This is a genomic window from Pseudomonas sp. MF6776 (genome assembly GCF_016613125.1).
Lineage (GTDB): Bacteria > Pseudomonadota > Gammaproteobacteria > Pseudomonadales > Pseudomonadaceae > Aquipseudomonas > Aquipseudomonas iridis.
This window is the reverse complement of record NZ_JAENSQ010000006.1, coordinates 138,952-161,124: the sequence shown is the minus strand read 5'-3', so window position 1 is coordinate 161,124 and position 22,173 is coordinate 138,952. Positions and strand designations below refer to the sequence as shown.

23 protein-coding genes are annotated in these 22,173 nt (G+C 60.6%); 11 read left to right on the top strand and 12 right to left on the bottom strand.

Annotated features, from left to right (window positions below; genetic code table 11):
- Positions 1–42: 42 nt before the first annotated feature.
- The gene (locus JJD74_RS09275) at positions 43–678 is read left to right on the top strand and encodes a pseudouridine synthase (RefSeq protein ID WP_234451697.1); all 636 of its coding nucleotides are present in this window, start codon (positions 43–45) and stop codon (positions 676–678) included.
- Here JJD74_RS09275 and JJD74_RS09270 read toward each other — a convergent pair.
- A complete protein-coding gene (locus tag JJD74_RS09270; RefSeq protein WP_042561226.1) occupies positions 673–882 on the bottom strand; it encodes a DUF2788 domain-containing protein in 210 nt (69 codons plus the stop codon). The two genes, JJD74_RS09275 and JJD74_RS09270, sit on opposite strands and share 6 nt — an antisense overlap.
- A 197-nt stretch (positions 883–1,079) precedes the next feature.
- Complete coding sequence (locus JJD74_RS09265) at positions 1,080–1,559, bottom strand: Lrp/AsnC family transcriptional regulator (protein ID WP_042561225.1); 480 nt, start codon at positions 1,557–1,559, stop codon at positions 1,080–1,082.
- Positions 1,560–2,013: 454 nt separating this feature from the next.
- On the opposite strand from JJD74_RS09265, the gene JJD74_RS09260 reads away from it, so the two are divergent.
- Positions 2,014–3,015 carry a DUF6515 family protein gene (locus JJD74_RS09260; RefSeq protein WP_200613178.1) on the top strand — a complete coding sequence of 334 codons (1,002 nt, stop codon included), beginning with the start codon at positions 2,014–2,016 and terminating at the stop codon, positions 3,013–3,015.
- Positions 3,016–3,063: 48 nt separating this feature from the next.
- On the opposite strand, the gene JJD74_RS09255 is transcribed toward JJD74_RS09260, so the two are convergent.
- Positions 3,064–3,951, bottom strand: coding sequence for a cation diffusion facilitator family transporter (locus JJD74_RS09255; protein WP_200613175.1), 888 nt, complete (start codon positions 3,949–3,951; stop codon positions 3,064–3,066).
- A 15-nt stretch (positions 3,952–3,966) separates the two neighbouring features.
- Positions 3,967–4,386, bottom strand: a complete 420-nt coding sequence (locus JJD74_RS09250; RefSeq protein ID WP_042561222.1) for a hypothetical protein — start codon at positions 4,384–4,386, stop codon at positions 3,967–3,969.
- A 365-nt stretch (positions 4,387–4,751) separates the two neighbouring features.
- Between JJD74_RS09250 and hrpB the strand changes: the two genes are divergently transcribed.
- The gene (gene hrpB, locus JJD74_RS09245) at positions 4,752–7,271 is read left to right on the top strand and encodes an ATP-dependent helicase HrpB (protein ID WP_200613172.1); all 2,520 of its coding nucleotides are present in this window, start codon (positions 4,752–4,754) and stop codon (positions 7,269–7,271) included.
- A gap of 56 nt (positions 7,272–7,327) precedes the next feature.
- Here the strand turns inward: hrpB and JJD74_RS09240 are convergent, their stop codons facing one another.
- From JJD74_RS09240 to JJD74_RS09230, 3 genes are all read right to left on the bottom strand, one after another.
- A complete protein-coding gene (locus JJD74_RS09240; protein WP_200613169.1) occupies positions 7,328–8,248 on the bottom strand; it encodes a hypothetical protein in 921 nt (306 codons plus the stop codon).
- Positions 8,249–8,314: 66 nt separating this feature from the next.
- Entirely contained in the window at positions 8,315–9,394 is a 1,080-nt protein-coding gene (locus JJD74_RS09235; RefSeq protein WP_200613166.1) for an endonuclease/exonuclease/phosphatase family protein, read from the bottom strand.
- A 75-nt stretch (positions 9,395–9,469) separates the two neighbouring features.
- Positions 9,470–10,144, bottom strand: a complete 675-nt coding sequence (locus tag JJD74_RS09230) for a YciC family protein (RefSeq protein ID WP_042561202.1) — start codon at positions 10,142–10,144, stop codon at positions 9,470–9,472.
- 178 nt (positions 10,145–10,322) lie between these two features.
- Here JJD74_RS09230 and JJD74_RS09225 point away from each other — a divergent pair, with 178 nt between their 5' ends.
- The 3 genes from JJD74_RS09225 (at position 10,323) to JJD74_RS09215 (ending at position 12,325) form a co-directional block, all read left to right on the top strand.
- Positions 10,323–11,060: a DUF2076 domain-containing protein gene (locus JJD74_RS09225; RefSeq protein ID WP_200613380.1), complete on the top strand. Its 738-nt coding sequence runs from the start codon at positions 10,323–10,325 to the stop codon at positions 11,058–11,060.
- A gap of 138 nt (positions 11,061–11,198) precedes the next feature.
- Positions 11,199–11,678: a LabA-like NYN domain-containing protein gene (locus JJD74_RS09220; protein ID WP_042561201.1), complete on the top strand. Its 480-nt coding sequence runs from the start codon at positions 11,199–11,201 to the stop codon at positions 11,676–11,678.
- A 41-nt stretch (positions 11,679–11,719) separates the two neighbouring features.
- The gene (locus tag JJD74_RS09215; protein WP_042561200.1) at positions 11,720–12,325 is read left to right on the top strand and encodes a 3'-5' exonuclease; all 606 of its coding nucleotides are present in this window, start codon (positions 11,720–11,722) and stop codon (positions 12,323–12,325) included.
- A gap of 123 nt (positions 12,326–12,448) precedes the next feature.
- Here JJD74_RS09215 and JJD74_RS09210 read toward each other — a convergent pair whose 3' ends face one another.
- Positions 12,449–12,901: an Lrp/AsnC family transcriptional regulator gene (locus JJD74_RS09210; RefSeq protein WP_200613163.1), complete on the bottom strand. Its 453-nt coding sequence runs from the start codon at positions 12,899–12,901 to the stop codon at positions 12,449–12,451.
- A gap of 164 nt (positions 12,902–13,065) precedes the next feature.
- On the opposite strand from JJD74_RS09210, the gene yedA reads away from it, so the two are divergent.
- Together yedA and JJD74_RS09200 are read left to right on the top strand one after the other, a co-directional pair.
- A complete protein-coding gene (gene yedA, locus JJD74_RS09205) occupies positions 13,066–14,001 on the top strand; it encodes a drug/metabolite exporter YedA (protein ID WP_042561198.1) in 936 nt (311 codons plus the stop codon).
- A 65-nt stretch (positions 14,002–14,066) separates the two neighbouring features.
- A complete protein-coding gene (locus JJD74_RS09200; protein ID WP_042561197.1) occupies positions 14,067–15,404 on the top strand; it encodes a DEAD/DEAH box helicase in 1,338 nt (445 codons plus the stop codon).
- A gap of 69 nt (positions 15,405–15,473) precedes the next feature.
- On the opposite strand, the gene JJD74_RS09195 is transcribed toward JJD74_RS09200, so the two are convergent.
- Together JJD74_RS09195 and JJD74_RS09190 are read right to left on the bottom strand one after the other, a co-directional pair.
- Positions 15,474–16,721: a TIGR03862 family flavoprotein gene (locus JJD74_RS09195; protein WP_200613160.1), complete on the bottom strand. Its 1,248-nt coding sequence runs from the start codon at positions 16,719–16,721 to the stop codon at positions 15,474–15,476.
- A 295-nt stretch (positions 16,722–17,016) separates the two neighbouring features.
- A complete protein-coding gene (locus tag JJD74_RS09190) occupies positions 17,017–17,937 on the bottom strand; it encodes a histone deacetylase family protein (RefSeq protein WP_047303524.1) in 921 nt (306 codons plus the stop codon).
- A gap of 82 nt (positions 17,938–18,019) precedes the next feature.
- Between JJD74_RS09190 and JJD74_RS09185 the strand changes: the two genes are divergently transcribed.
- The 3 genes from JJD74_RS09185 to JJD74_RS09175 all read left to right on the top strand — a co-directional run bounded on the left by JJD74_RS09185 (position 18,020) and on the right by JJD74_RS09175 (position 20,158).
- Positions 18,020–18,589, top strand: coding sequence for a GNAT family N-acetyltransferase (locus JJD74_RS09185; RefSeq protein WP_047303522.1), 570 nt, complete (start codon positions 18,020–18,022; stop codon positions 18,587–18,589).
- Between the two features lie 109 nt (positions 18,590–18,698).
- Entirely contained in the window at positions 18,699–19,568 is an 870-nt protein-coding gene (gene tesB / locus JJD74_RS09180) for an acyl-CoA thioesterase II (RefSeq protein ID WP_047303520.1), read from the top strand.
- On the top strand, positions 19,565–20,158 hold the full coding sequence (locus tag JJD74_RS09175; protein ID WP_200613156.1) for an HAD family hydrolase: 594 nt from the start codon (positions 19,565–19,567) through the stop codon (positions 20,156–20,158). The genes tesB and JJD74_RS09175 overlap by 4 nt, the downstream gene beginning before the upstream one ends.
- Positions 20,159–20,295: 137 nt before the next feature.
- Here JJD74_RS09175 and JJD74_RS09170 read toward each other — a convergent pair whose 3' ends face one another.
- Together JJD74_RS09170 and ypfJ are read right to left on the bottom strand one after the other, a co-directional pair.
- Entirely contained in the window at positions 20,296–21,246 is a 951-nt protein-coding gene (locus tag JJD74_RS09170) for an alpha/beta hydrolase family protein (protein ID WP_042561191.1), read from the bottom strand.
- Positions 21,247–22,128 (bottom strand): KPN_02809 family neutral zinc metallopeptidase, encoded by an 882-nt coding sequence (ypfJ, locus tag JJD74_RS09165; RefSeq protein ID WP_200613153.1) that lies wholly within the window; start codon positions 22,126–22,128, stop codon positions 21,247–21,249.
- Positions 22,129–22,173: the final 45 nt, after the last annotated feature.

Here is a 22,173-nt window from a genome sequence, read left to right as displayed (position 1 = left end):
CACTAGCATTGTCAGCCCTGATCGCCAGATGTTGTTTTGCCCATGTCCCGTCCTCCGCGTCCACCTTCCCGCCGTCCCGGCGCGAAGCCTCCGTCTTCTGCCCCTCGCCGTGTCGCCAAGGCGCCGCCGACCGAGCCGAAGCTGATCCTGTTCAACAAACCGTTCGATGTGCTGACGCAATTCAGCGACGGTGAAGGGCGGGCGACGCTCAAGGATTACATCGACGTGCCGGGCATCTACCCGGCCGGGCGTCTGGACCGAGACAGCGAAGGTTTGCTGCTGCTGACTAACGATGGCCAGTTGCAGGCGCGGATCGCAGACCCGAAACACAAGCTGGCGAAAACCTATTGGGTGCAGGTCGAAGGCGAGCCGACGGACGAGCAGTTGCAGCGTCTGCGTGATGGCGTCGAGTTGAATGACGGCATGACCTTGCCCGCCGAGGCGCGCCAACTCGATGAGCCAGAGCTGTGGCCACGCAACCCGCCCGTGCGCTTTCGCAAGAGCGTGCCAACTAGTTGGCTGGAACTGGTGATTCGCGAGGGACGCAACCGTCAGGTACGGCGCATGACTGCCGCGGTCGGGCTGCCGACGCTGCGGTTGGTGCGGGTCAGGATTGGTGACTGGACGATCGACGGTCTCGATCAGGGCCAGTGGGCGGAGGTGCCGGCGCGCTTATAGAGCGCCGGATTCGATCAGGCCGATCACCACGCTCTTGATGATGAACGCGGCCACACCCAGGCCCAGCACGAAGAACAGAATGAGCGAGCCGAAGCGACCGGCCTTGGACTTCTTCGCCAGATCCCAGACGATGAAACCCATGAAAATGATCAGGATGCTGACCAGACCGGTCATCATCCACTCTTCGAGTAGTGCAGGATCCATCGGACATCTCCGGCGCGGGGCGGGGTAAAGGGCGGCGGCGATTATACGCCATGGGCAATTGCTGAATCATTGACCTGCGTCGGTGTGCCACACCTCTTCAGTCACCGCTCCCCCCTGTAGGAGCTGCCGAAGGCTGCGATCTTTTGATTCTGTTTTTAAAAGATCGCAGCCTTCGGCAGCTCCTACAGGGAGAGATTTCAGCTACGCAAATGAGTCAGCGGCAACTCGGTGCTGTTCAACACCTGATTCAGCACAAAGCTTGAGCGAACGCTTGTTACGCCGTCGATGCGGGTGAGGTGACCGAGCAACAGCTTCTGATAGTGATCCATATCTGGTACCACCACTTTCAACTGGTAATCAGCATCCACCCCCGTCACCAGGCTGCACTCCAGCACCTGCGGCAACGTGCGAATCGCCGCTTCGAAATTCTCGAAACGCTCTGGCGTGTGCCGGTCCATGCCGATCAGCACGTAAGCCGTCAGGCTCAGGCCGAGCATCTTGCGGTCCAGTAGCGCCACCTGACGCGAGATATAGCCGTCGTCTTCCAGCTGTTTGACCCGGCGCGAGCAAGGCGAGGGTGACAGACCGATGCGCTCGGCCAACTCCTGGTTGGAGATGCGGGCGTCGCGTTGCAATTCCGCCAAAATGCTCAGGTCGTAACGGTCGAGTTTGCTCATCAATCTGTCCTTGGTTGTAACTATTGCGGAGGATTATCTATCCAGGGTGAAAAATTGCGCAAGTGATGTTTATTTGAGCAATCTTCGCAATCCTCTGTCGCGGCCTCAGGCTTATTCTTATCACCAGAATCACTGCTCGGTAACACAGTCCACGCGGCCCGCCCAATCAGGCCTGCCGCGGCCGCCACCCCCACCGGGGTTGGGCCGGCCCCCGAGCTACGCACTGTCCACAAGACGGCGTGAGGTGAGCCGACGTCAAAAGCGTCGAGCCAGGACGAAGTTCTCTAAAGGGAGGCCGACGGGTCTCCCTTTTTTCTTGTGCGCGATTTACTGCTGCGCCGCTCAATAAATAAGTTGCGTGACTGATAACCTGTTGCAGAACCCGGTGTGTGTTTCCCCGGTCTTAGCTACAGGCCACTCCAATCAAGGTCTCTGAGCCGCAGTGAGGAATTTCATGAAGTCGCGCATCTGGCAGCTGGCCGGTGTTGGTTTGCTGTGTATGAGTGTCGGTGCGCAGGCACTGGCCGATGAGCCGCAAAATCGTGCCCCCGACGGCGGCGGTCGCGGGCCGGAACATCAGGGCAATAATCAGGGCCATGGCGGCGACAATCAGCAGCGCCCGCAGAACAACGAAATCATCCGTGGCGACAACAGCCGCCAGTTCGAGCACAACGGTCAGCAGAACAACGGCCAGAACCAGAACCGCCCGGCCTACAACCCCAACCCGGTGCGCCAGCCCCCTCCACCGCCGCAGCTACCGGCCAACAGCCTGCCGATCCAGCCGCGCCCCGACGCCGTGCGCCAGACCCAGGAACCGCGTCAGGGTTACTACCGCGATGAGCGTCCGCAAAACGGCTACAACAATCAGCATTGGCAGACCGGCAATCGGCCCAACGACAACCACTGGCCGGGACGTCCGGACGGTCACGGCACTGGTTGGGGACCCGGCCCGCAATATCGCCCGGGGCATGTGATCGATCGCTTCCCCGATCGTGACTATCGCGTGCCTTATCGCGGTCAGGACTACTTCTATTCCGGCGGCTATTGGTATCGCCCGCAAGGTCCGCGCTACATCGTCGTGCAACCGCCGCGCGGGATTCGTACGCAGTACTTGCCGGATTACGCCCGTGAAGTGTGGGTCGGTGGGTCGCTGCTGTTCCTCGCTGCCGGCTCGTACTACGCGTATCAGCAAGACACGCAGGATTACATCGTGGTCGCGCCGCCCGTGCAGCAGCAACAGCCGCAATCCCAGGGCTACGACGTCGAGGCCTATCCGGCCAATGGACAGTCGCCGCAGCAGGTGCAGCAGGACGGATACCAGTGTTATCAGTACGCGGTGCAGCAGAGCGGTTTCGATCCGCGCACCGCGACGTATCAACCGGCGCCCGAGGTGGTCCAGGCCTACCGTCAGGCCCAGGGCAATTGCCTGAGCAGTCGCGGTTATCAGGTCAGATAGAAGCCGCTACGCGCTGCAAGTTTCGAACTACAAGCTTGAAGCTTGAAGCTAGCGGCTTGTAGCTGCTTTGATCGGGTCTGCGTGCACCAGCACTTCGGCTCGCGGGTAGGCTTTGTGAATGGCATCGGCGGCCTGATCGCTGATGCCGTGCGCGACGGACAACGTCAGCTCCCCCGGCAATTCCAGATGCAATTGCACAAACCAGTGGTTGCCCGAGATCCGTGTGCGCAAGTCATGCGCGCCCAGCACCCCCGGCACACTGCACGCCAGTTCGAGCATGTGCTGGCTGACGTCCGTCGGTAGTTCCTCGTCCATCAACACTGAGAAACTTTCTCGGGCGATCTGCACCGCGCTCCACAGGATGTAGACAGCAATCCCCAGACCGAACCACGCATCCAGTTGCTCAAAACCAAACCCGGCCAGCACCAGCGCAATCAGAATGCTGCCGTTTAGCAGCATGTCCGAGCGGTAATGCAACGAATCGGCGCGCACGGCATTGGAGCCGGTCGCCTTGATCACCCGATGCTGCAACACCAGCAGCGCCAGCGTAAGCAGCAGGGAAAACACGATCACGCCGATGCTCAGCCAGGGCGCGCCCAGCGGCTGCGGATTGTTCAGCCGCTCATACGCCTGAAATGCGATCAACACCGCACTGCCACCAATGAACAGTGCCTGCGCCATGCCGGCCAGCGACTCCGCCTTGCCGTGGCCATAGCGGTGATCGTCGTCCGCCGGACGTAACGCGTAGTGCACTGCCAGCAGATTGAGCAACGACGTGACGCCGTCCAGCGCCGAGTCAGTGAGGCCGGCGAGCATGCTCACCGAACCGCTCAGCCACCAGGCGATGGCTTTGGCGACGATCAGCGTGCAGGCCACCGCCACCGAGGCGCGGGTGGCCAACCGCAGCAGGCGGGCGTGTTCGGGCTTGGAGATCATGGGCAGGGTGATTCCTTATGCGGCAGGTTGCAGGCCGAACATCGCCAGTTGCTGAGTGCTGCCCTTGTGCTGGATCAGGCGTGGATCGTCCAGCGGGAAGTTGCGCCCCAGTTCCGTTTCGAGAATAGCCTGCAACTTGTGGTTATCGACCTGACCGTCCGGGCCGACGGCTTGCTTGAGCTTGGCCGGATCGATTTGTGCAGTATGACCTGGCTCGAAATAGATCGCGCCAGTGGCGAAGTCGACAGCAAATGCGATCAGCCCGGGGATCACGTAGAACAGCAGCCCGACCGCATCGAGCACGGCAATCGCCGGGTCAATCTTGCCGTCGATCTGGCCGCGACGATCCGGATAGAAAATCGAGCCGCACGCGGTGATTTGAGTGAGCAGGGTGGCGACCAGCACGCCGCCGATCAGGCGAAAAGGTAAACGCATGGGAAATATCTCCTGAGTCATCTAATAACGAAGCGTCGTCGTGTGAAGTTAAGACCCTGACGAACGCCAAGCAGTTCGCCGTTATACTCGCCGCTGGCAGGGCGTGCCCACAGTAAATTGCGGCCTCGTCTCACCCCTACCGAAATATGTTGAGGATTGAAGTTGTTTTCTCCAGATCGACACCGCGTGAAGGCTGATGAGTCCTGTCGGGGTTCGGCCCTCCGGGCTAAAGCTGTGAGCGCGCCATGCTGCGTTGCGGGACTTGGCAAGGAAACGACCCTTACCTTCGTCCCGCGCCTTGCCTGGCACGCTCACATCTTTAACGTGACTCGCCATTTACTGTGGGCACGCCCTGGGGAGCCAGCATGATTTCTTTGCCGATCGATGAAGTTTTACCCGCCCTGCGTGAAGCGTTGGCGACACGCCACGAAGCCGTGCTCGAAGCACCGCCCGGCGCCGGTAAAACCACCCGCGTGCCCTTGGCGCTGCTCAATGAAGCCTGGCTCGATGGGCAAACCATCCTCATGCTTGAGCCTCGTCGTCTGGCGGCGCGTGCCGCAGCGGAACGACTGGCCAGTGAGTTGGGCGAGAAGGTCGGGGAGACCGTCGGGTATCGCATTCGTCTCGACAGCAAGGTTGGCCCCAATACCCGCATCGAAGTGGTCACCGAAGGCATTCTCACTCGCCGCTTGCAGGATGACCCGGCACTGGAAGGCGTGGGTCTGCTGATCTTTGACGAATTCCACGAGCGCAGCCTCGACGCCGATCTGGCATTGGCCCTGAGTTTGAACGGTCGAGAGCTGTTTCGCGCTGAACAGCCGCTGAAGATTTTGCTGATGTCCGCAACGCTGGAAGGCGAACGCCTGGCCGGTTTGCTCGACGACGCGCCGATCCTGCGCAGCGAGGGCCGCATGTACCCGGTGACAATGCGCTGGGGCCGGCCGTTTCAGCCTGGCGAATACATTGATCAACGCGTGACGCAGACGGTACTCGAAGCGCTCAATGATGAAACCGGCAGCGTGCTGGTGTTTCTGCCGGGGCAGGCGGAAATCCGTCGAGTCCATCAACAGCTGAGCGACGCCATCGGTGAGCGCAGCGACGTGTTGCTCTGTCCGTTACACGGTGAGCTTGATCTGAACGCGCAACGAGCCGCCATCGATCCGGCTCCACCCGGTCAGCGCAAAGTGGTGCTGGCGACCAACATCGCCGAAACCAGTTTGACCATCAACGGCGTGCGCGTGGTGATCGATGCCGGGCTGGCACGGGTGCCGCGTTTCGACCCGGGCAGCGGCATGACCCGCCTCGACACTCAACGCATTTCCAAAGCCAGTGCCACCCAACGCGCAGGCCGGGCAGGGCGACTGGAACCGGGTGTTTGTTATCGCTTGTGGTCGCAGGATCAACACGAGCAACTGGCGGCCTACGGCAGTGCGGAAATTCTCTCGGCAGATCTGGCCAGCCTTGCGTTGCAACTGGGGCGCTGGGGCGTGACACCGGCCGAACTGGTCTGGCTCGACGTGCCGCCGGCAGCGGCTTACGCACAGGCACAGGATTTGTTGCAGCGTCTGGGTGCGCTGGACGGCGAGGCGCTGACTGCGCACGGTCAGGCCATGGCCGAGCTGCCAGCGTATCCGCGTATCGGCCACTTATTGCTGCGCGGTCAGGCGTTGGGGCTGGCGACGATGGCTTGCGATGTCGCCGCGCTGCTGGGTGAACGCGATATCTTGCGCGGCGCCGGGGCCGACCTGCACAGCCGACTGGTCCTGCTTTCGGGCGAAGAGCGCGCAACCCGTGGCGCGCAGGGCGGCGTGCAGCGAGCGCGGCAACTGGCACGGCAATATCGCGGTTACCTGCGCGGTAAGGCGAGTGAGCCGGTCAACGATCCGGATCATCCGCGCTGGCTCGGCGCTTTGCTGGCGCTGGCCTATCCCGACCGTGTCGCCCAACAGCGCCGCGCCGGTGGCGCTGAATATCGCTTGGCCAATGGTCGCGCCGCGCTGTTCGCCGAAGCCGACAGCCTGATGAAAGAACCGTGGATCGTCATCGCCGACCTCGGCAGCCGTCAGGGCCAGCGCGAAGAACGGATTTATCTGGCGGCGGATTTTGATCCGGCGCTGTTCGATTCGGTGCTGGCCGAGCAGGTGCAGTGCGTCGATCAACTGGATTGGGACGAGCGCGAAGGTGTGTTGCGCGCCGAGCGTCAGCGCAAGGTCGGTGAGCTGATCCTCAGTCGTGAACCGTTGACCGGTCTCGATGAAAGCGCACGCAGTCAGGCACTGGTCAATCTGGTGCGGCGCAAGGGGCTTGAGTTGCTGCCATGGACACCGGAACTGCGTCAGTGGCAGGCGCGTGTCGCCCTGTTGCGGCAGTTGGATCTGCAGACTCAAGACGCAAGCCAATGGCCGGACGTCAGCGATGTCGCGCTGATGAAATCCCTTGAACACTGGCTGATGCCGTATCTGGGCAAAGTTTCGCGGCTCAGTCATTTCGCCAATCTGGATCTGTCGAGCATCGTCCGCAATCTGCTGCCGTGGCCTCTGCCGCAACGGCTGGATGAGCTGGCGCCACATCATCTGAGCGTGCCGTCGGGTTCGTCGATTCGCCTGGATTACAGCGAGTTTCCGCCGATTCTGGCGGTGCGTTTGCAGGAGTTGTTCGGGCTGGCCGAAACCCCGCGAGTCGCTGGCGGCAGGCAAGTGGTCAAGCTGCATCTGCTGTCACCCGCGCGGCGTCCGGTGCAGGTGACGCAGGATCTGGCCAACTTCTGGCGCAGCACTTATGCCGAGGTGAAGAAGGATTTGAAGGGACGGTATCCCAAGCATTATTGGCCGGATGATCCGTTGGTGGCCGAGGCCACTGCCCGGGCCAAACCTCGTGGCACCTGAAGAACAAAAGATCGCAGCCTGCGGCAGCTCCTACAGGATGTGAGTCGGCCAACAATTCATTGCTGCGAGAAAACGGTCTTTACCCAACCTTGCAGCGTGTATTTCTCATAGATGGGTGCAGGGATGTCCACGTACGGGGCTGTGATGAAGTGCTCCGGAATCACCGGGCCGTTTTCGTCGATGACCAGAATGTTTGCCGGATTGTAGAAGTCATAATCGACAACACTCTTGTTGGTCGTGATGACCTTTTTTCGCGAGGCCATGGCTTCAAAAAAGCGAAAGCTCAAACCGGTCTGACCCGGCTTGGAAATGTCCAGAATGATCCGCGAGCGCTTGACCAGCTCGCCCACAGATTCCAGCGACATTCGCTGCTCGAAGAACGTAATGCCCGGATGAGCCCCCGGGATCGGTTTGCACTGCACCAGAAACCTGTAATCGGTAATGCCGAGTCGATCGAACTCATTCGCCAGACCTTCAAGTGCCGGCACCCGGTCCTTGCCGGCCATCACCACAAACGCCGAGTAATCGCCGGGTGCACCGTCGGCAACATAGTCGTCGTAAATGAAATTGTGCAGTTTTTTCAGACCGTGGCTCTTGGCGTTTTCCGGATCAAATGAAAACACCTCGTCATAACTGGCCAGCTCTTCGCGGCTCATCGGCCAGCGACTGAAGCTGTCGTACAGATAAGCGATCTTGCGGTCTGAGGCGCGCAATCCTGTCGCCAACTGCTTCGGATCGATTTGCGCCGGGTTGATGATGAGGGCAACGTCGAATCGCCCGCCTGCACCTATGGCGCGTTTGACCTGGCGCAACTGGGTCCAGCGCTTGAGTGCGCGACGGATGATCTTGGGGGCTCGATCGAACGTGTTGGCCATCGCCGACGTATCAATGAAGCACACGTCGTTATCCTTCCTCAGATGGTCAGCCAGTTTACGGGCATAACCGCCGATGTCCTTGCACATCAACAAGATTTTCATGCGTCTTCCATGTTGTAAATTCGAAGGCCGAAGCCGTGTAATCGGGCCGTTGGAGCAATGCCGTTGCTATGGGGTGGCCGGGAGCAGAAAGCGGGCAATCACTGGCAAGTGATCGGAAATGCGCAAGGTATCGTCCTGGCGCACCATCGCTTCAACCCGTTTGATCTTCGGGCTGTAGAACAGATAGTCGACCGTGCGATCCGGGCCGTTGAGGCCGGGATCGTTGGGGTAGTGCGTCAGCCACTGGGCGCGATTGATGCCGCTGGCTTCATTGTTGGTCGGGATCATCGGGTATTTGTCCCACAGCAGATGTAACTCGCTGTCGGCGGCGTAGGGCGTGCGCTGCTCTGCGGGCAAACGGCGATATTGGCCGATCGGCAGCAGGTTGAAATCGCCGCCGACCAGCCACAGCAAACCCTGGCTTTCATACTTGTCGAGTACCTTGGCCATGGCCGTCACCTGCGCCTGCAAGGTGTCATTCGGTTGGCTGGCGCGTTCCAGATGCGTATTGAATACGGTCAGTTGCCCGCCATCGCTGAGCGGCAGACGGGTCGAGAGCAGGGCGTTTTTAGGCTGGAACTGGCGGCTGATGAAATTGCTCGAAGCCACCGGTAATTGCAGACGTTCGGCGTGTTCGATGCGGTAGCGGCTCAGGGTCGCCAGTTGCCGGCCGACGCTGCCAAAGATGTGGGGTTCGGGGACGAAGTCGGCTTTCCAGTCAAACGCGCTGACGCTGCACGGATACAGATCGGCGACCCGCTCCTGCAACAGCTTGAGCTGATCCTGATAGTCGCTGGCCTTGGCGCCGTCATCCAGTTCCTGCAACAGCACCACATCGGGTTGCTCGTCGCGGATCACCCGCGCCACTTCATCGAGACTGAAGGCCATGTCTTCCAGGGTCGGCGCTTCGTCATTGCCCTGGGCCAGATCATTCCAGAACACGTAACGCTTGCCGGCCAGGTACTGCACGTTCCAGGTCATGACTTTCAGCGCTTGCCCGGGCACCAGCGCAGGCGGGGTGCCGGTGCAACTGACCGGCAGGGTTTCCCGGGTGTCGGGGCGCCAGGTCAGGCTGAACAACAGCGCGCCGATCAGAGCGATGGCGAGCACAACAAGCAACAGGGTGTAGCGCAGCAGACGGGTCATGGCTCGGCTTATAGCGTTACAGAAAGTGGCCCCGAGCATACCCGAGTGCGCGCCCGTCGCCCAAGGCCAAAGCGATCAGACTGCGCCACTACGTTTGTCAGGCAGTTCGCTGATCAGCATGAACAGGCGAAACAGCACCACGCTGGTGAACAGTTGCAGGAAGCTGTGGGCACTGTCGATCAGTACGGCGATCACCGGGTTTTGCGGCTCTGGATAAACCGCCAGGCTCGCTCCTTTGAGCAACCACAGCGGTGTCATCACGCAGAGAATGCACAGCAGGATTCGCCAGAAATGCCCACGGGTCAGGCGCAGGCTTTCTTTCATGGCGTGCAATGGATTGAGGCCGCGCAGGACCAGCAGGTATTCGCCGAACGCCAGCATCACCATGAGGATCAGACCCGGCAGGAAATACAGCGAAATGCCCAGCAGGATCAGCAAGGTGTTCAGCGCCGTCAGCAAGGCGAAGCGCGGCCACAGGGTGGCAGCCATCGCCAGCAGGTCGCGGTTGCGCGGCGACTCGCCACGACTGCGGGCATCGAGAAACAGAATCAGCGCGGCGGTATACAACGGATAAATCACCAGGCCGACGATGATGCTGCTCGCCGCAAAGCTTTCCGGCCCGGTGGCGCGATCGACCACCTGTTGCAAAAAGGCTTCGACGATCACCAGCGGCAGGCACAGCTGCACGATGCTGACCAAATGGCGTTTGAAAAAAAACAGAGAGTCGCGCAGCACTTCGAAGGCATTCATCAGTCGGTATCGCAGGTCGAAAACAGTGGCTCACTTTAACCGATGATGTGCGGCGCGGCACAAACGTAAACATTCGGTAAAGGTCGTTGAAACGTCCTGTCACCGTCGCCATTACAGGTGAGCACCCCGTCCAGTGTGGACGAGGGCAATGTTTTCCCCGGCAATCTACGAGGTCGCCATGAACAGCGAAGAGCAAACCCTGATCGATGGATTGTTTTCCCGGCTGCAACAGGCCGAAACGGAAGCAGCCCCGCGCGATGCCCAGGCCGAGGCGCGGATCAAGGAACACCTGACACGCCAACCGGCGGCAGGTTATTTCATGACCCAGGCGATTCTGGTGCAAGAGGCAGCGCTCAAGAGCCTCGACGAACAGAACAAGCAACTGACCCGGCAAGTCCAGCAGTTGCAGGCCGAACTGCAATCGGCCAAGGCCCAAGGTGCGGCGCCGAGCGGTGGCGGTGGTTTTCTGTCGAGCATCTTTGGCGGCGGCACTTCGCGTCCGGCACCGGCCCAGAGCACTCCGGCATCCACTGGCGGCTGGCGTGAACCGGCACCGCAGCAGAACTTCAATACGCCCGCGCCGCAACAGAGCTTTGGCGCACAGTCGCCTAACTACGCGCAACAAGCGGCTCCGGCGGCAGGCAACAGCTTTCTCGGTGGCGCATTGAAAACCGCCGCTGGCGTGGCCGGTGGTGTGATGCTGGCGCAAGGCATCAGCAGCCTGTTTCATCACAATCAGCAGCCGGAAGAAATTGTTGAAGTGATCAAGGAAGAGCCGGCGCAGGTTGCAGATCAGAGCAACAGCGGTTGGGGCGATGACCAGCGCGTGGCCGGAAACGACCAGGGTGGGGTTGCCGATACCGACTACAGCGATGACAACTCATCGTTCTTCGATGACGACGATTCCTTCGTCTGACTCACCATTCGTCCGGAGCCCCTGAGGGCTCCGGACTGATTATTCGCGTCACCTTCCTTCGGGCTGGCATACTGAGCGCCATTTTCGGGCCTGGCGCCTGATCCCGCTTCGTGCGCTTGCGCGCTCACAGGAACTCCGGTGAAAAAAATCGCAGTGTTCGCCGACGTGCAGAACCTCTACTACACCGTGCGTCAGGCCTATGGTTGCCACTTCAACTACGCGGCGCTGTGGGCAGACATCAGCAAGGACGGGCAGATCGTCGAGGCCTACGCCTACGCGATCGACCGTGGCGACAGCAAGCAGCAGCAGTTCCAGCAGATCCTGCGCAACCTCGGCTTCATCGTGAAGCTCAAGCCTTACATCCAGCGCAGCGATGGCTCGGCCAAGGGCGACTGGGACGTGGGCATCACCCTCGACATCATGGACGCCGCCGACCACGTCGACGAAGTTGTCCTGGCCTCCGGTGATGGCGATTTCGACATGCTGCTGGAACGCATCATCAGCAAACACGGGGTTCAAGCGGTCGCTTACGGTGTTCCCGGCCTCACCGCCAACTCGCTGATCCGCGCCGCCAGCCGTTATGTGCCGATCGAAGGCGCACTGCTACTGAAGAATTGAGCGGTTACTGAAGAATTGATTTGTACGGAGTTGAACCCGGTTTGGAACGCATTGCAGTCATCGACTTTGAAACCACTGGCCTCTCGCCAAACAGCAGTTGTCGCGCCACGGAAATTGCCGTGGTCATGCTGGAAAACGGCCGCATCGTCGAGCGTTACCAGAGCCTGATGAACACGGGTGTACGCGTCCCCGCTTTCATCGAACAACTGACCGGCATCAGCAACGCCATGCTGCGCACCGCGCCGCCGGCGGAAAAAGTGATGAACGAGGTCAACGAGTTTGTCGGCTGCACGCCACTGGTCGCGCACAACGCTTCGTTCGACCAGAAGTTCTGGGACTTCGAGCTGGGGCGGATCAAGCGCACACGCCTGCAAAACTTCGCCTGTTCGCTGCTGTTGGCTCGTCGCTTGATGCCGGCAGCGCCGAACCACAAACTCGGCACCCTCACCACGTTCGCCCGCCTGCCCCACACGGGTCAGGCGCACAGGGCGATGGCGGATGCGGAGATGGCGGCGAACTTGATGGCGCACCTTGCGGATGAGTTGCGCAGCAAGCACGGCGTGCGCGAGTTATCCCATGACCTGCTGTGCAAACTGCAGAAAGTCCCGGCCGCCAAAGTCAGCGAACATCTGCAGCGCTATCGCTGATCCCAAAATCACCGAAGCTTGCCTTTAGGAGCTGTCGAGTGAAACGAGGCTGCGATCTTTTGATCTTGTTTTTAAGAGCAAGATCAAAAGATCGCAGCCTGCGGCAGCTCCTACAGGAGAGCTCTACTTGCCGTTGCTTTCGATGTGCCCGAGCGGCACGCGCTTTTCGATGGCGCTCGACAGCACAATCGACGTCTTGCTGAACCCGAACTTCGCCACACGATTGATCAACTCCTCCAGCTCTGGCATCGAGCCCACCGCGGCCTTCATGATCACGCACGGATCGCCCGTCACTCGAAAACACTCGGTCAGTTGGGGGATTTTCACCAGTTCGTCGTAGACCTTCTGACTGCCGTTCTGGTGCAGACGCAGTTCGATCACGCACTGAATCGGCAGGCCGATTTTCGCCAGATCGATTTTTGCCTCATAGCCGGTGATCACTCCCGCTGCTTCAAGCTTGGCCACACGCTCCGCCACGGCGGGGGCGGAGAGGTTCACTTTGCGCGCCAGGTCGGCGTAGGACGCTCGACCGTTTTCGAGTAGGGCGCTGAGCAGCATGCGGTCGTATTTGTCCAAGGGGTGAACTCCTGAAATCGGCAGACTTTCGAAATCGTGGTTTATGCCGTTGATCTCCGTGCTTTCCAAAGTGTACCGGCGCGATAAACAGGTTTTGTAACTTATTTTTGCCGGCTGGCCTTTCTAGAATATCCAGTCTCCTGACGCTGACTGTCGAGTTGCTCATGTCTGCCCTGCGCCGTTTTTCCTTGCCGCTGATCGCTGCTTTTTTTGCGTTGTATGTGATTTGGGGATCGACCTATCTGGTGATCCGCATCGGCGTCGAATATTGGCCGCCGCTGATGCTGGGCGGCGTGCGCTTTGTGATTGCCGGCGCGTTGATGTACGGCTTCCTGCGCTGGCGCGGGGCACCGGCGCCGACGTGGGCGCAGTGGAAAGCGGCGGGGATCATCGGGATTTTGTTGCTCAGCTTCGGTAACGGCGCGGTGAGTGTGGCCGAGCACTCGGGGGTGGCTTCGGGAGTTGCTGCGTTGGCGGTGGCGACGGTGCCGCTGTTCACGTTGCTCTGCGGTTATTTCTGGGGCGCGCGTAATACCCGTCTCGAGTGGGCCGGGGTGGGCTTGGGCATTGTCGGCATCGCCATGCTCAACATGGGCTCGAATCTGCAATCGAGTCCGCTGGGTGCGGCGTTGCTGATTTTTGCGGCGGCGGCGTGGGCATTTGGTTCGGTGTGGAGCCGGCATCTGCCGCTGCCGCAGGGTGCGATGGCCAGTGCCGTGGAAATGCTGGTCGGCGGTGTGGTGCTGCTGATCGGTAGCACGCTGAGCGGCGAACATCTGCAAGCGCTGCCGCCGATTGAAGGCTGGCTGGCGCTGGCGTATCTGATTTTCTTCGGCTCGATCATCGCCTTCAATTCCTACATGTACCTGCTCAAGCACGTGCGCCCGGCCGCAGCGACCAGTTATGCCTACGTCAACCCGGCGGTGGCGGTGTTGCTGGGGATCGTGTTTGTTGGCGAGACGATTGGTATCGAAGAGGCGCTGGCGATGTTGGTGATCATCAGCGCTGTGGTGTTGATTGGCTTGCCGCAGTGGCGCCGGCCAGTACTGCCGCCAGTCGCAGCGCCGACAGCCGTTCCCGCGGAACAGCGTACGAATTAGGGTAAACTGCGCGGCATTGCACACTCGTGTCGCACAATTGCGCTGAATTTTCCTACGGTACTCCCATGACTTTCGCCTCCCTTGGCCTGATCGAACCTTTGCTGCGCTCTCTCGAGAAGCTCGGCTACCAGACCCCGACGCCTGTGCAGGCGCAAGCCATACCGGCCGTTCTGGCCGGTCGCGACCTGATGGCTGCGGCCCAGACCGGCACTGGCAAAACGGCCGGTTTTGCCTTGCCGCTGTTGCAGTTGCTGGCCATGGAAGGCCCAAAAGTCACCGCGAACTCGGCGCGTGCGCTGATTCTGGTGCCGACCCGCGAGTTGGCCGAACAGGTTCATGAGTCTGTGCGCCAGTACGCCGAAAACCTGCCGCTGCGCACTTACGCGGTTTACGGCGGCGTCAGCATCAACCCGCAAATGATGAAGCTGCGCGGCGGCGTCGATGTGCTGGTCGCCACGCCTGGTCGCCTGATCGACCTGTTCCGCCAGAACGCGCTGAAACTCGATCAGTTGCAAACCCTGGTGCTGGATGAAGCCGATCGTATGCTCGACCTGGGCTTCTCCGAAGAACTGGCGAACATCTACCGCATGCTGCCGAAAAAGCGCCAGACCCTGCTGTTCTCCGCGACCTTCTCCGACGATATTCGCCTGCTGGCCGGGCAGATGCTCAACGACCCACTGAGCGTCGAAGTCAGCCCGCGCAACGTCGCCGCCAACACCGTCAAGCAGTGGGTGGTGACGGTGGACAAGAAGCGCAAGGCCGAACTGTTCGTGCATCTGATGCGCAAGAGCAAGTGGAAGCAAGTGCTGGTGTTCGCCAAGACCCGCAACGGCGTCGATGCGCTGGTGGAAAAACTCCAGGGCCTGGGCGTCAACGCGGACGGCATCCATGGTGATAAACCGCAGGCGACCCGTCAGCGTGCGCTGGATCGTTTCAAACTCAGCGAAGTGCAGATTCTGGTGGCCACCGATGTCGCGGCCCGTGGTCTGGACATCGAAGACCTGCCGCTGGTGGTCAACTTTGATCTGCCGATCGTGGCCGAGGATTACATTCACCGTATCGGCCGTACTGGCCGTGCCGGTGCGACGGGCGAAGCGATTTCGCTGGTATGTGCCGATGAAGTGAACATGCTGTCGGCGATCGAGATGCTCACGCGTCAGACGTTGAAGCGTCAGAACGAACCGGACTTCGAGCCTGAACACCGCGTGCCGGATACCGATGCCAGCGGTCAGGTGATCAAGAAGCCGAAGAAACCGAAAAAGCCGAAAACTTCCGGCGGTGGCGGCAAGCGCAACCTGGGTAAATGGGTCGACAGCGGCGAGACGCAGGCGCCAGAGCCTTCGATCAAACCTGTGCGCAAGGTGCCTGTGTTCAACACTGGGCCGCGCAAGCGCAAGCCGTAAAAGCAGCTTCGAGTGGATAGCTGCAAGCTGCAAGTTAAAAGCGCTGTGCTTTAGCTTGCAGCTTGTGGCTTAAAACCTGGCGCTGCTTTTAAGCCACTGCACAATCCCCAACCCCGCCGCCCGCCCACTGGCAAAACACCCCGTCAGCAAATAGCCGCCCGTTGGCGCTTCCCAGTCAAGCATCTCGCCCGCGCAGAACACCCCCGGCAACGCCTTGAGCATCAATTGCTCGTCCAGCGCTTCAAACGTCACGCCGCCAGCACTGCTGATTGCCTCATCCAAAGGACGGGTCTTCACGAGTGTCACCGGTAATGCCTTGATCGCCCGGGCCAACAACGCCGGATCAGCAAAGGTTGCAGCGTCAGTCAATTCACGCAGCAGCGCCGCTTTCACCCCATCAATCCCGACCTGACTGTGCAGATGCTTGGCCATCGACCGCGAACCGCGTGGCTTGCTCAACGCTGCCTGCAATTTATCCACAGGTCGGCCGGGCAACAGATCGATGTGAATGGCCGCTGAGCCGTGCGCGTTGATCGCCTCACGAATCGGCGCCGACAGCGCATAAATCAGACTGCCTTCAATGCCGGTCGCGGTGATCACGCATTCGCCCAAGCGCGGAATGTCGTCGTTCAAGCCGATGGCGATATTTTTCAGCGGCGCGCCGGCGAATTTGCTGACAAGCAATTCGCTCCAGGCCTGCACTTCGAAGCCGCAGTTACTTGGCTGCAATGGCGCCAGTCCTACACCACGCTGCTCAAGCGGCAACATCCACGCGCCGTCGGAACCGAGTCGCGACCAACTGCCGCCGCCGAGGGCGAGCAGCGTGGCGTCGGGTTTGAGGGTTTTCTCGCCTTCCGGGCTGTCGATGCGCAGCGCGCCGTGTTCATCCCAACCGAGCCAGCGATGGCGGGTGTGGATAACCACGCCGCTGTCGCGCAGACGCTTGAGCCAGGCGCGCAGCAACGGCGCGGCTTTCATGTCGGTGGGGAACACACGGCCGGAGCTGCCGATGAAGGTTTCGATGCCCAGATCGTGAATCCAGCGGCACAACGCGTCGGCATCGAAGCTGCGAAGCAACGGGGCGATCTGCGGTGCGCGTTCGGCGTAGCGCGAAAGGAACGCCGGGTAGGCTTCGGAATGGGTGATGTTCATGCCGCCGACGCCTGCCAGCAGAAACTTGCGGCCCACCGAGGGCATGCCGTCGTACAGATCGACGCGTACTCCCGCCTGGCTCAGCACTTCGGCGGCCATCAGGCCGGCAGGGCCACCGCCGATGATGGCGACGTGAGCGGGGGAGGAGGCGGTGTTCTGAGTCATGGCGTGCGCTGCGGTATGGCGAGATAAGGCGCGCATTCTAACAGCGCAGGCCAATGGGGGAGATCCCTGTGGGAGCGAGCCTGCTCGCGAAAGCGGTGGGTCAGTCACTTTTGATGTTGGAAGGACCGACTTCTTCGCGAGCAGGCTCGCTCTCACAGGGGATTTGTGGAGCAATTCAAATGTTGGTTAAAAAACAACCACCGCGTTGTACGCCATGTTCGCTGTGGCCTGTAGTCCCTTTCACTCAGGTTATCCACAGGCAGTTCCACAGCGATTGTGGGTAACGCAGCACAACTCAATGACAACCGTGTGACGTCCAGACGCGCTGCGCGCTGTGATGAAGAATGCCGTGGCGGCGGGCGAGGGCGTGGCGATCCTTGCTGTAACCACCGCCGATCACGCCGACCACCGGGATGTCGCGGCCCAGACAATGGCGCATCACGCTTTCATCGCGGGCGGCGACACCTTCGTCGGTCAGTTGCAGATAACCGAGGGCGTCGTCTTTGTGCACATCGACGCCGGCGTCATACAGCACCAAATCCGGTTGATACAGCGGCAGCAGATAGTTGAGCGTGTCGTCGACCACTTTCAAATAGTCGGCATCGCCCATGCCTTTGGGCAGCGGTATGTCCCAGTCACTTTCGGCTTTGCGTGCAGGAAAATTCTTCTCGCAGTGCAGGGACACGGTAATCGCCTCCGGGGTGTCATGCAGGATGCGCGCGGTGCCGTCGCCCTGATGCACGTCGCAATCGAAGATCAGCACGCGATTGACCCGGCCGCTTTGCAGCAGGTATTGGCTGATGATCGCCAGGTCATTGAAGATGCAGAACCCGGCCGGGTAGTCGTAATGCGCGTGATGGGTGCCGCCCGCCAGATGACAGGCCAGGCCATGCTCCAGGGCTTTTTCCGCGGCGAGGATTGAACCGCCGACCGCCCGCACCGTGCGCCGCGCCAGTGCTTCGTTCCACGGCAGGCCGAGGCGCCGCTGGTCTTCGCGGGACAACTCGCCGCTCATGTAGCGTTCGATATAGCTACGGTCATGGGCCAGCGCGAGGATGTCGTTGGGACAGATCTGCGGACGCAACAGATCGGCGTCACGGGTCAGGCCGCTGTCGACCAGGTGATCACGCAACAGACGAAACTTGTCCATGGGAAAGCGGTGATCCGCTGGGAACTCGGGGCTGTAGTCTTCGTGGTAGATCAGCGGCAATGGCATGGCTTTTTCGCGTGGGAACGTTGGAAAGAGTGAAGGATCCTACCAGCGATGTAGACTTGCGGCATGGAAACGGAGGGGCACGATGGAGCCGATACTGCAACTGGAAAGCGCACGCCTGCTGATGCGTCAGTGGCAGGACGAAGATTTGCCGGCATTTGCGGCGATGTGTGCCGATCCTCAGGTCATGCGCTACTTTCCGGCACCCTTGAGCCGACTGGAAAGTGCCGCGTTGATCGGCCGGGTACGCGGACATTTTGCCGAGCATGGCTATGGTTTGTGGGCGCTGGAGCGCAAGGACAGCGGCGAGTTCATCGGATTCACCGGGTTGGGTGTCGTCGGTTTCGACGCCTCATTCACGCCGGCAGTGGAAATCGGCTGGCGTCTGGCCAAGGAACATTGGGGCCTGGGTTACGCCAGTGAGGCGGCGTGGACCGCTCTGCGCTGCGGCTTTGATCGATTGGCCTTGAAAGAGGTCGTGTCTTTCACCGCACAAAGCAATCTGCCTTCGGAGAAAGTCATGCAGGCGATCGGCATGCATCACGCGCCGGCCGATGACTTTGATCATCCGAAACTCGCCGTCGATCACCCGTTAAGAAGGCATGTGCTGTATCGCATTACCCGGGAACAATGGCTGCAAACCTTGCATGGATAAGCCGACACGGACGTTTACAATGGCCGCCAAATTATTGGCCTGCGCCAGAATCTGAATCGACCGCCGTAGCCAAGACTGCGCGGTATAGCTTTGTGTGAGGAGAGCCTGAATGAGCCAAGTGTTGGAAGATCTGGTCGATTTGCTGACCCTGGAACCGATCGAAGAAAACCTCTTCCGCGGCCGTAGCCAGGACTTGGGTTTCCGTCAGTTGTTCGGTGGTCAGGTGCTCGGCCAGTCGCTGTCGGCGGCCAGTCAGACCGTTGAAGAAACCCGCCATGTGCATTCGATGCACGGTTATTTTCTGCGTCCGGGCGATGCCAAGTTGCCGGTGGTCTATTCGGTTGATCGCGTGCGCGATGGCGGCAGCTTCAGCACTCGTCGCGTGACGGCAATCCAGAAGGGCCATCCGATCTTCACGTGCAGCGCTTCGTTTCAGTACGACGAAGAAGGCTTCGAGCACCAGACCCCGATGCCGGTTGTGGTCGGCCCGGAAAACCTGCCGTCGGAGCTGGAGCTGACTCAGCAACGTGCGCACCTGATCCCCGAGCACATGCGCGAAAAACTGCTGTGTCCGAAGCCGATCGAAGTGCGCCCGGTCACCGAAAAAGACCCGTATAACCCGCAGCCAGCGGACCCGGTGAAATACGTGTGGTTTCGCGCCGACGGTGCGTTGGCCGACATTCCGGCGCTGCACAAATACCTGCTGGCCTATGCCTCGGACTTCGGTCTGCTGACCACCTCGATGTTGCCTCACGGAAAATCGGTCTGGCAGAAAGACATGCAGGTTGCCAGCCTTGATCACGCGCTGTGGTTCCACAATGACCTGCGTGCCGATGACTGGTTGCTCTACGCGATGGACAGTCCGTGGGCCGGCAACTCGCGTGGTTTCTCCCGTGGCAGCGTGTTCAATCGCGCTGGGCAACTGGTGGCTTCGGTCACCCAGGAAGGCCTGATTCGGCATCGCAAGGATTGGGCATGAGCCTGGCTGACGTCCGCCATTGGGTGTTCGACATGGACGGCACCCTGACCGTCGCGGTGCATGACTTCGCGGCGATTCGCGTGGCATTGGCGATTCCGCCCGAAGACGACATCCTCACCCATCTCGCCGCGTTGCCGGCCGATGAAGCGGCGGCCAAGCATGCGTGGCTGCTCGAACACGAGCGCGATCTGGCCTTGGGTTCGACCCCGGCGACGGGTGCAGTGGAGCTGGTGCGTGATCTGCACTCGCGCGGTTATCGCCTCGGCATTCTGACTCGCAACGCGCGCGAACTGGCGCATGTGACCCTGGAGGCAATCGGCCTGGCTGACTGCTTTGCCGTCGACGATGTGCTGGGCCGCGATGAAGCACCACCGAAGCCGCACCCGGGTGGTTTGCTGAAACTGGCCGAGGCCTGGAACGTGTCGGCCAGTGAGATGGTGATGGTCGGCGATTACCGCTTTGATCTGGACTGCGGCCGTGCGGCGGGCGCGCGCACGGTGCTGGTGAATCTGCCGGATAACCCGTGGCCGGAGCTGACGGATTGGCATGCGCAGGATTGTGTCGATTTGCGGCGGATGTTGTTCACCTGATATCCCGGTTGTTTGAACTGGCCTCATCGCTGGCAAGCCAGCTCCCACAGGGATTTTCAGTGGATGCAAAAATGTGTCTGACACAAACCACTGGGGGAGCTGGCTTGCCAGCGATGGCGCCAGATCATTTACAGGACTTATTCGAACAAAGCCTTCTGCCCCTCCGGCGACGTCAGCATCTCGTCGCCGTTATGCCCAACCCCCGGCACCTCAACCAAGCGCTGATTCACGCCTTCCGGATGGCGGCGCAGCAAGTAACCGAAAAACATCTTGCCTCGCTCCAGGCGATACGCCCCCTGCGCTTTTGCCGAGCAACTCTTGTCCAGCGCCGGATGCTGCGGGTCGATGTCCTGCTGCCCGAGCAGATAAATCACCTCGCGTTTGATGTAACTGCTTTCAAGCTGCAGCGCCGTTTGCCCACCGGCATACACCGGCATGTCTGACAGACCGTACTTCCAGCGATTGAAGCCCGGACATTGCGCGTGATCGAATGCCACGGGCCGCTGTTCATTGAAATAGGCGTACGAGGAAGGGTTCGCTACCACGTAACGCAGGCGAATGCCGTTGGCCTTGAGCGCAGGCTGATCCTTGGCGAGCAGGGCATAACGCTGCACCACCTGGCCTCCGCCTGAGTGGCCAAAAATCACGATCTGTTTGACGTCCGGAAACTGTTTGCGGTCGGTGATACGGGCGACGATTTCGTCCAGCGCCGCATAGGAACTCAATGGATTCGGACCTGTGGAAAAACCGCCGCCCATCCACTCGTTGCCTTTCCAGCGCAACACCGTCGCGGGCAATGAGTACAACGGCACGTCACTTTCATTGAGAAACTGCGGGGCGATCACCAGCGTGTGCGCGGTTTGCCCCGCCAGTTCTGCCGCGCTTTCGGCGCTCTTGCGATAGGTCTCGGCGTTGCGCAGGCGACCATGAATGACGATCAGCACGCGCTCGATTTTCTCCGGCGCAGGGCCGATACCCACCGCCATTTCCCCGGCCTTCAGTTGCAATCGCCCGGGGCTGATTGCGTCGACGCCAGCCGCCTGCGCGGTGCTGCCAACGATCAGCAAAGCCAAAAGCCATTTGTGCATTTACAGGTTTTTCGCCGCAAAGGTGTCGCACTGGCTTACCTGGCCCTGCGCGAATCCGGTTTTGAACCAGCGCACCCTTTGCGCCGACGTACCGTGAGTGAACGAGTCTGGCACCACACGACCCTGACCCTGTTGTTGCAAGCGATCATCACCGATGGCGTTGGCCGCATTCATGGCCTCTTCAATGTCGCCCGGTTCCAGCCAGTTCAGGCGCTTCTGCGCGCTGTAGGCCCAGACACCGGCCAGACAATCGGCCTGCAGTTCCTGACGCACCAGCAAGCCACCGTCGCCCTCCATCTGCCGACCTTGCTGGCGGGCTGTCTGAATTTTCGCCGAGACACCGAGAAGCGTCTGCACGTGATGTCCGACTTCGTGAGCGATCACGTACGCTTGTGCGAAGTCTCCGGACGCCTTGAAGCGTTGCGACATTTCCTGGAAGAACGCCATGTCCAGATAGACCTTCTGGTCTGCCGGGCAGTAGAACGGACCGGTAGCCGATGTGGCCATACCGCACGCGGAGTTGACCCGATTGCTGAACAGCACCAGGGTAGGATCTTTATATTGCCGCCCGGCCTGCTGGAAAATCGTGCCCCAGGTGTCTTCGGTATCGCCGAGGATCGAGCGGACGAACTCTGCCTGTTCATCGTTCGCCGGCGGTGCCTGGCGGGTCTGCGAAGTGGCTGCCGGTTGCTCGGACATTTGCCCGGTGAGCTGGCCGAGGATCTGCATCGGGTCTTGCCCGGTGATCCAGCCGATGCCGACGATCAGCAGAATTGCTCCAAGGCTCAGGCCCTTGCCGCCGCCAAAGCGCATGCCACCGCCGGCGTCATCACCACGGGCATCGACGACGTTGTCACTGCGTCGGCCTTTTTTCCATAGCATGTGGGAATCCTCTATTGAACGTGATGATGAGTGTTGCTGGTGCGT

What these genes read in the sequence shown, in the direction of transcription:
- JJD74_RS09275 (WP_234451697.1), top strand. Translation starts at nt 43, where the DNA reads ATGTCCCGTCCTCCGCGTCCACCTTCCCGCCGTCCCGGCGCGAAGCCT.
- JJD74_RS09270 (WP_042561226.1), bottom strand. Translation starts at nt 882, where the DNA reads ATGGATCCTGCACTACTCGAAGAGTGGATGATGACCGGTCTGGTCAGC.
- JJD74_RS09265 (WP_042561225.1), bottom strand. Translation starts at nt 1,559, where the DNA reads ATGAGCAAACTCGACCGTTACGACCTGAGCATTTTGGCGGAATTGCAA.
- JJD74_RS09260 (WP_200613178.1), top strand. Translation starts at nt 2,014, where the DNA reads ATGAAGTCGCGCATCTGGCAGCTGGCCGGTGTTGGTTTGCTGTGTATG.
- JJD74_RS09255 (WP_200613175.1), bottom strand. Translation starts at nt 3,951, where the DNA reads ATGATCTCCAAGCCCGAACACGCCCGCCTGCTGCGGTTGGCCACCCGC.
- JJD74_RS09250 (WP_042561222.1), bottom strand. Translation starts at nt 4,386, where the DNA reads ATGCGTTTACCTTTTCGCCTGATCGGCGGCGTGCTGGTCGCCACCCTG.
- hrpB (WP_200613172.1), top strand. Translation starts at nt 4,752, where the DNA reads ATGATTTCTTTGCCGATCGATGAAGTTTTACCCGCCCTGCGTGAAGCG.
- JJD74_RS09240 (WP_200613169.1), bottom strand. Translation starts at nt 8,248, where the DNA reads ATGAAAATCTTGTTGATGTGCAAGGACATCGGCGGTTATGCCCGTAAA.
- JJD74_RS09235 (WP_200613166.1), bottom strand. Translation starts at nt 9,394, where the DNA reads ATGACCCGTCTGCTGCGCTACACCCTGTTGCTTGTTGTGCTCGCCATC.
- JJD74_RS09230 (WP_042561202.1), bottom strand. Translation starts at nt 10,144, where the DNA reads ATGAATGCCTTCGAAGTGCTGCGCGACTCTCTGTTTTTTTTCAAACGC.
- JJD74_RS09225 (WP_200613380.1), top strand. Translation starts at nt 10,323, where the DNA reads ATGAACAGCGAAGAGCAAACCCTGATCGATGGATTGTTTTCCCGGCTG.
- yedA (WP_042561198.1), top strand. Translation starts at nt 13,066, where the DNA reads ATGTCTGCCCTGCGCCGTTTTTCCTTGCCGCTGATCGCTGCTTTTTTT.
- JJD74_RS09200 (WP_042561197.1), top strand. Translation starts at nt 14,067, where the DNA reads ATGACTTTCGCCTCCCTTGGCCTGATCGAACCTTTGCTGCGCTCTCTC.
- JJD74_RS09195 (WP_200613160.1), bottom strand. Translation starts at nt 16,721, where the DNA reads ATGACTCAGAACACCGCCTCCTCCCCCGCTCACGTCGCCATCATCGGC.
- JJD74_RS09190 (WP_047303524.1), bottom strand. Translation starts at nt 17,937, where the DNA reads ATGCCATTGCCGCTGATCTACCACGAAGACTACAGCCCCGAGTTCCCA.
- JJD74_RS09185 (WP_047303522.1), top strand. Translation starts at nt 18,020, where the DNA reads ATGGAGCCGATACTGCAACTGGAAAGCGCACGCCTGCTGATGCGTCAG.
- tesB (WP_047303520.1), top strand. Translation starts at nt 18,699, where the DNA reads ATGAGCCAAGTGTTGGAAGATCTGGTCGATTTGCTGACCCTGGAACCG.
- JJD74_RS09175 (WP_200613156.1), top strand. Translation starts at nt 19,565, where the DNA reads ATGAGCCTGGCTGACGTCCGCCATTGGGTGTTCGACATGGACGGCACC.
- JJD74_RS09170 (WP_042561191.1), bottom strand. Translation starts at nt 21,246, where the DNA reads ATGCACAAATGGCTTTTGGCTTTGCTGATCGTTGGCAGCACCGCGCAG.
- ypfJ (WP_200613153.1), bottom strand. Translation starts at nt 22,128, where the DNA reads ATGCTATGGAAAAAAGGCCGACGCAGTGACAACGTCGTCGATGCCCGT.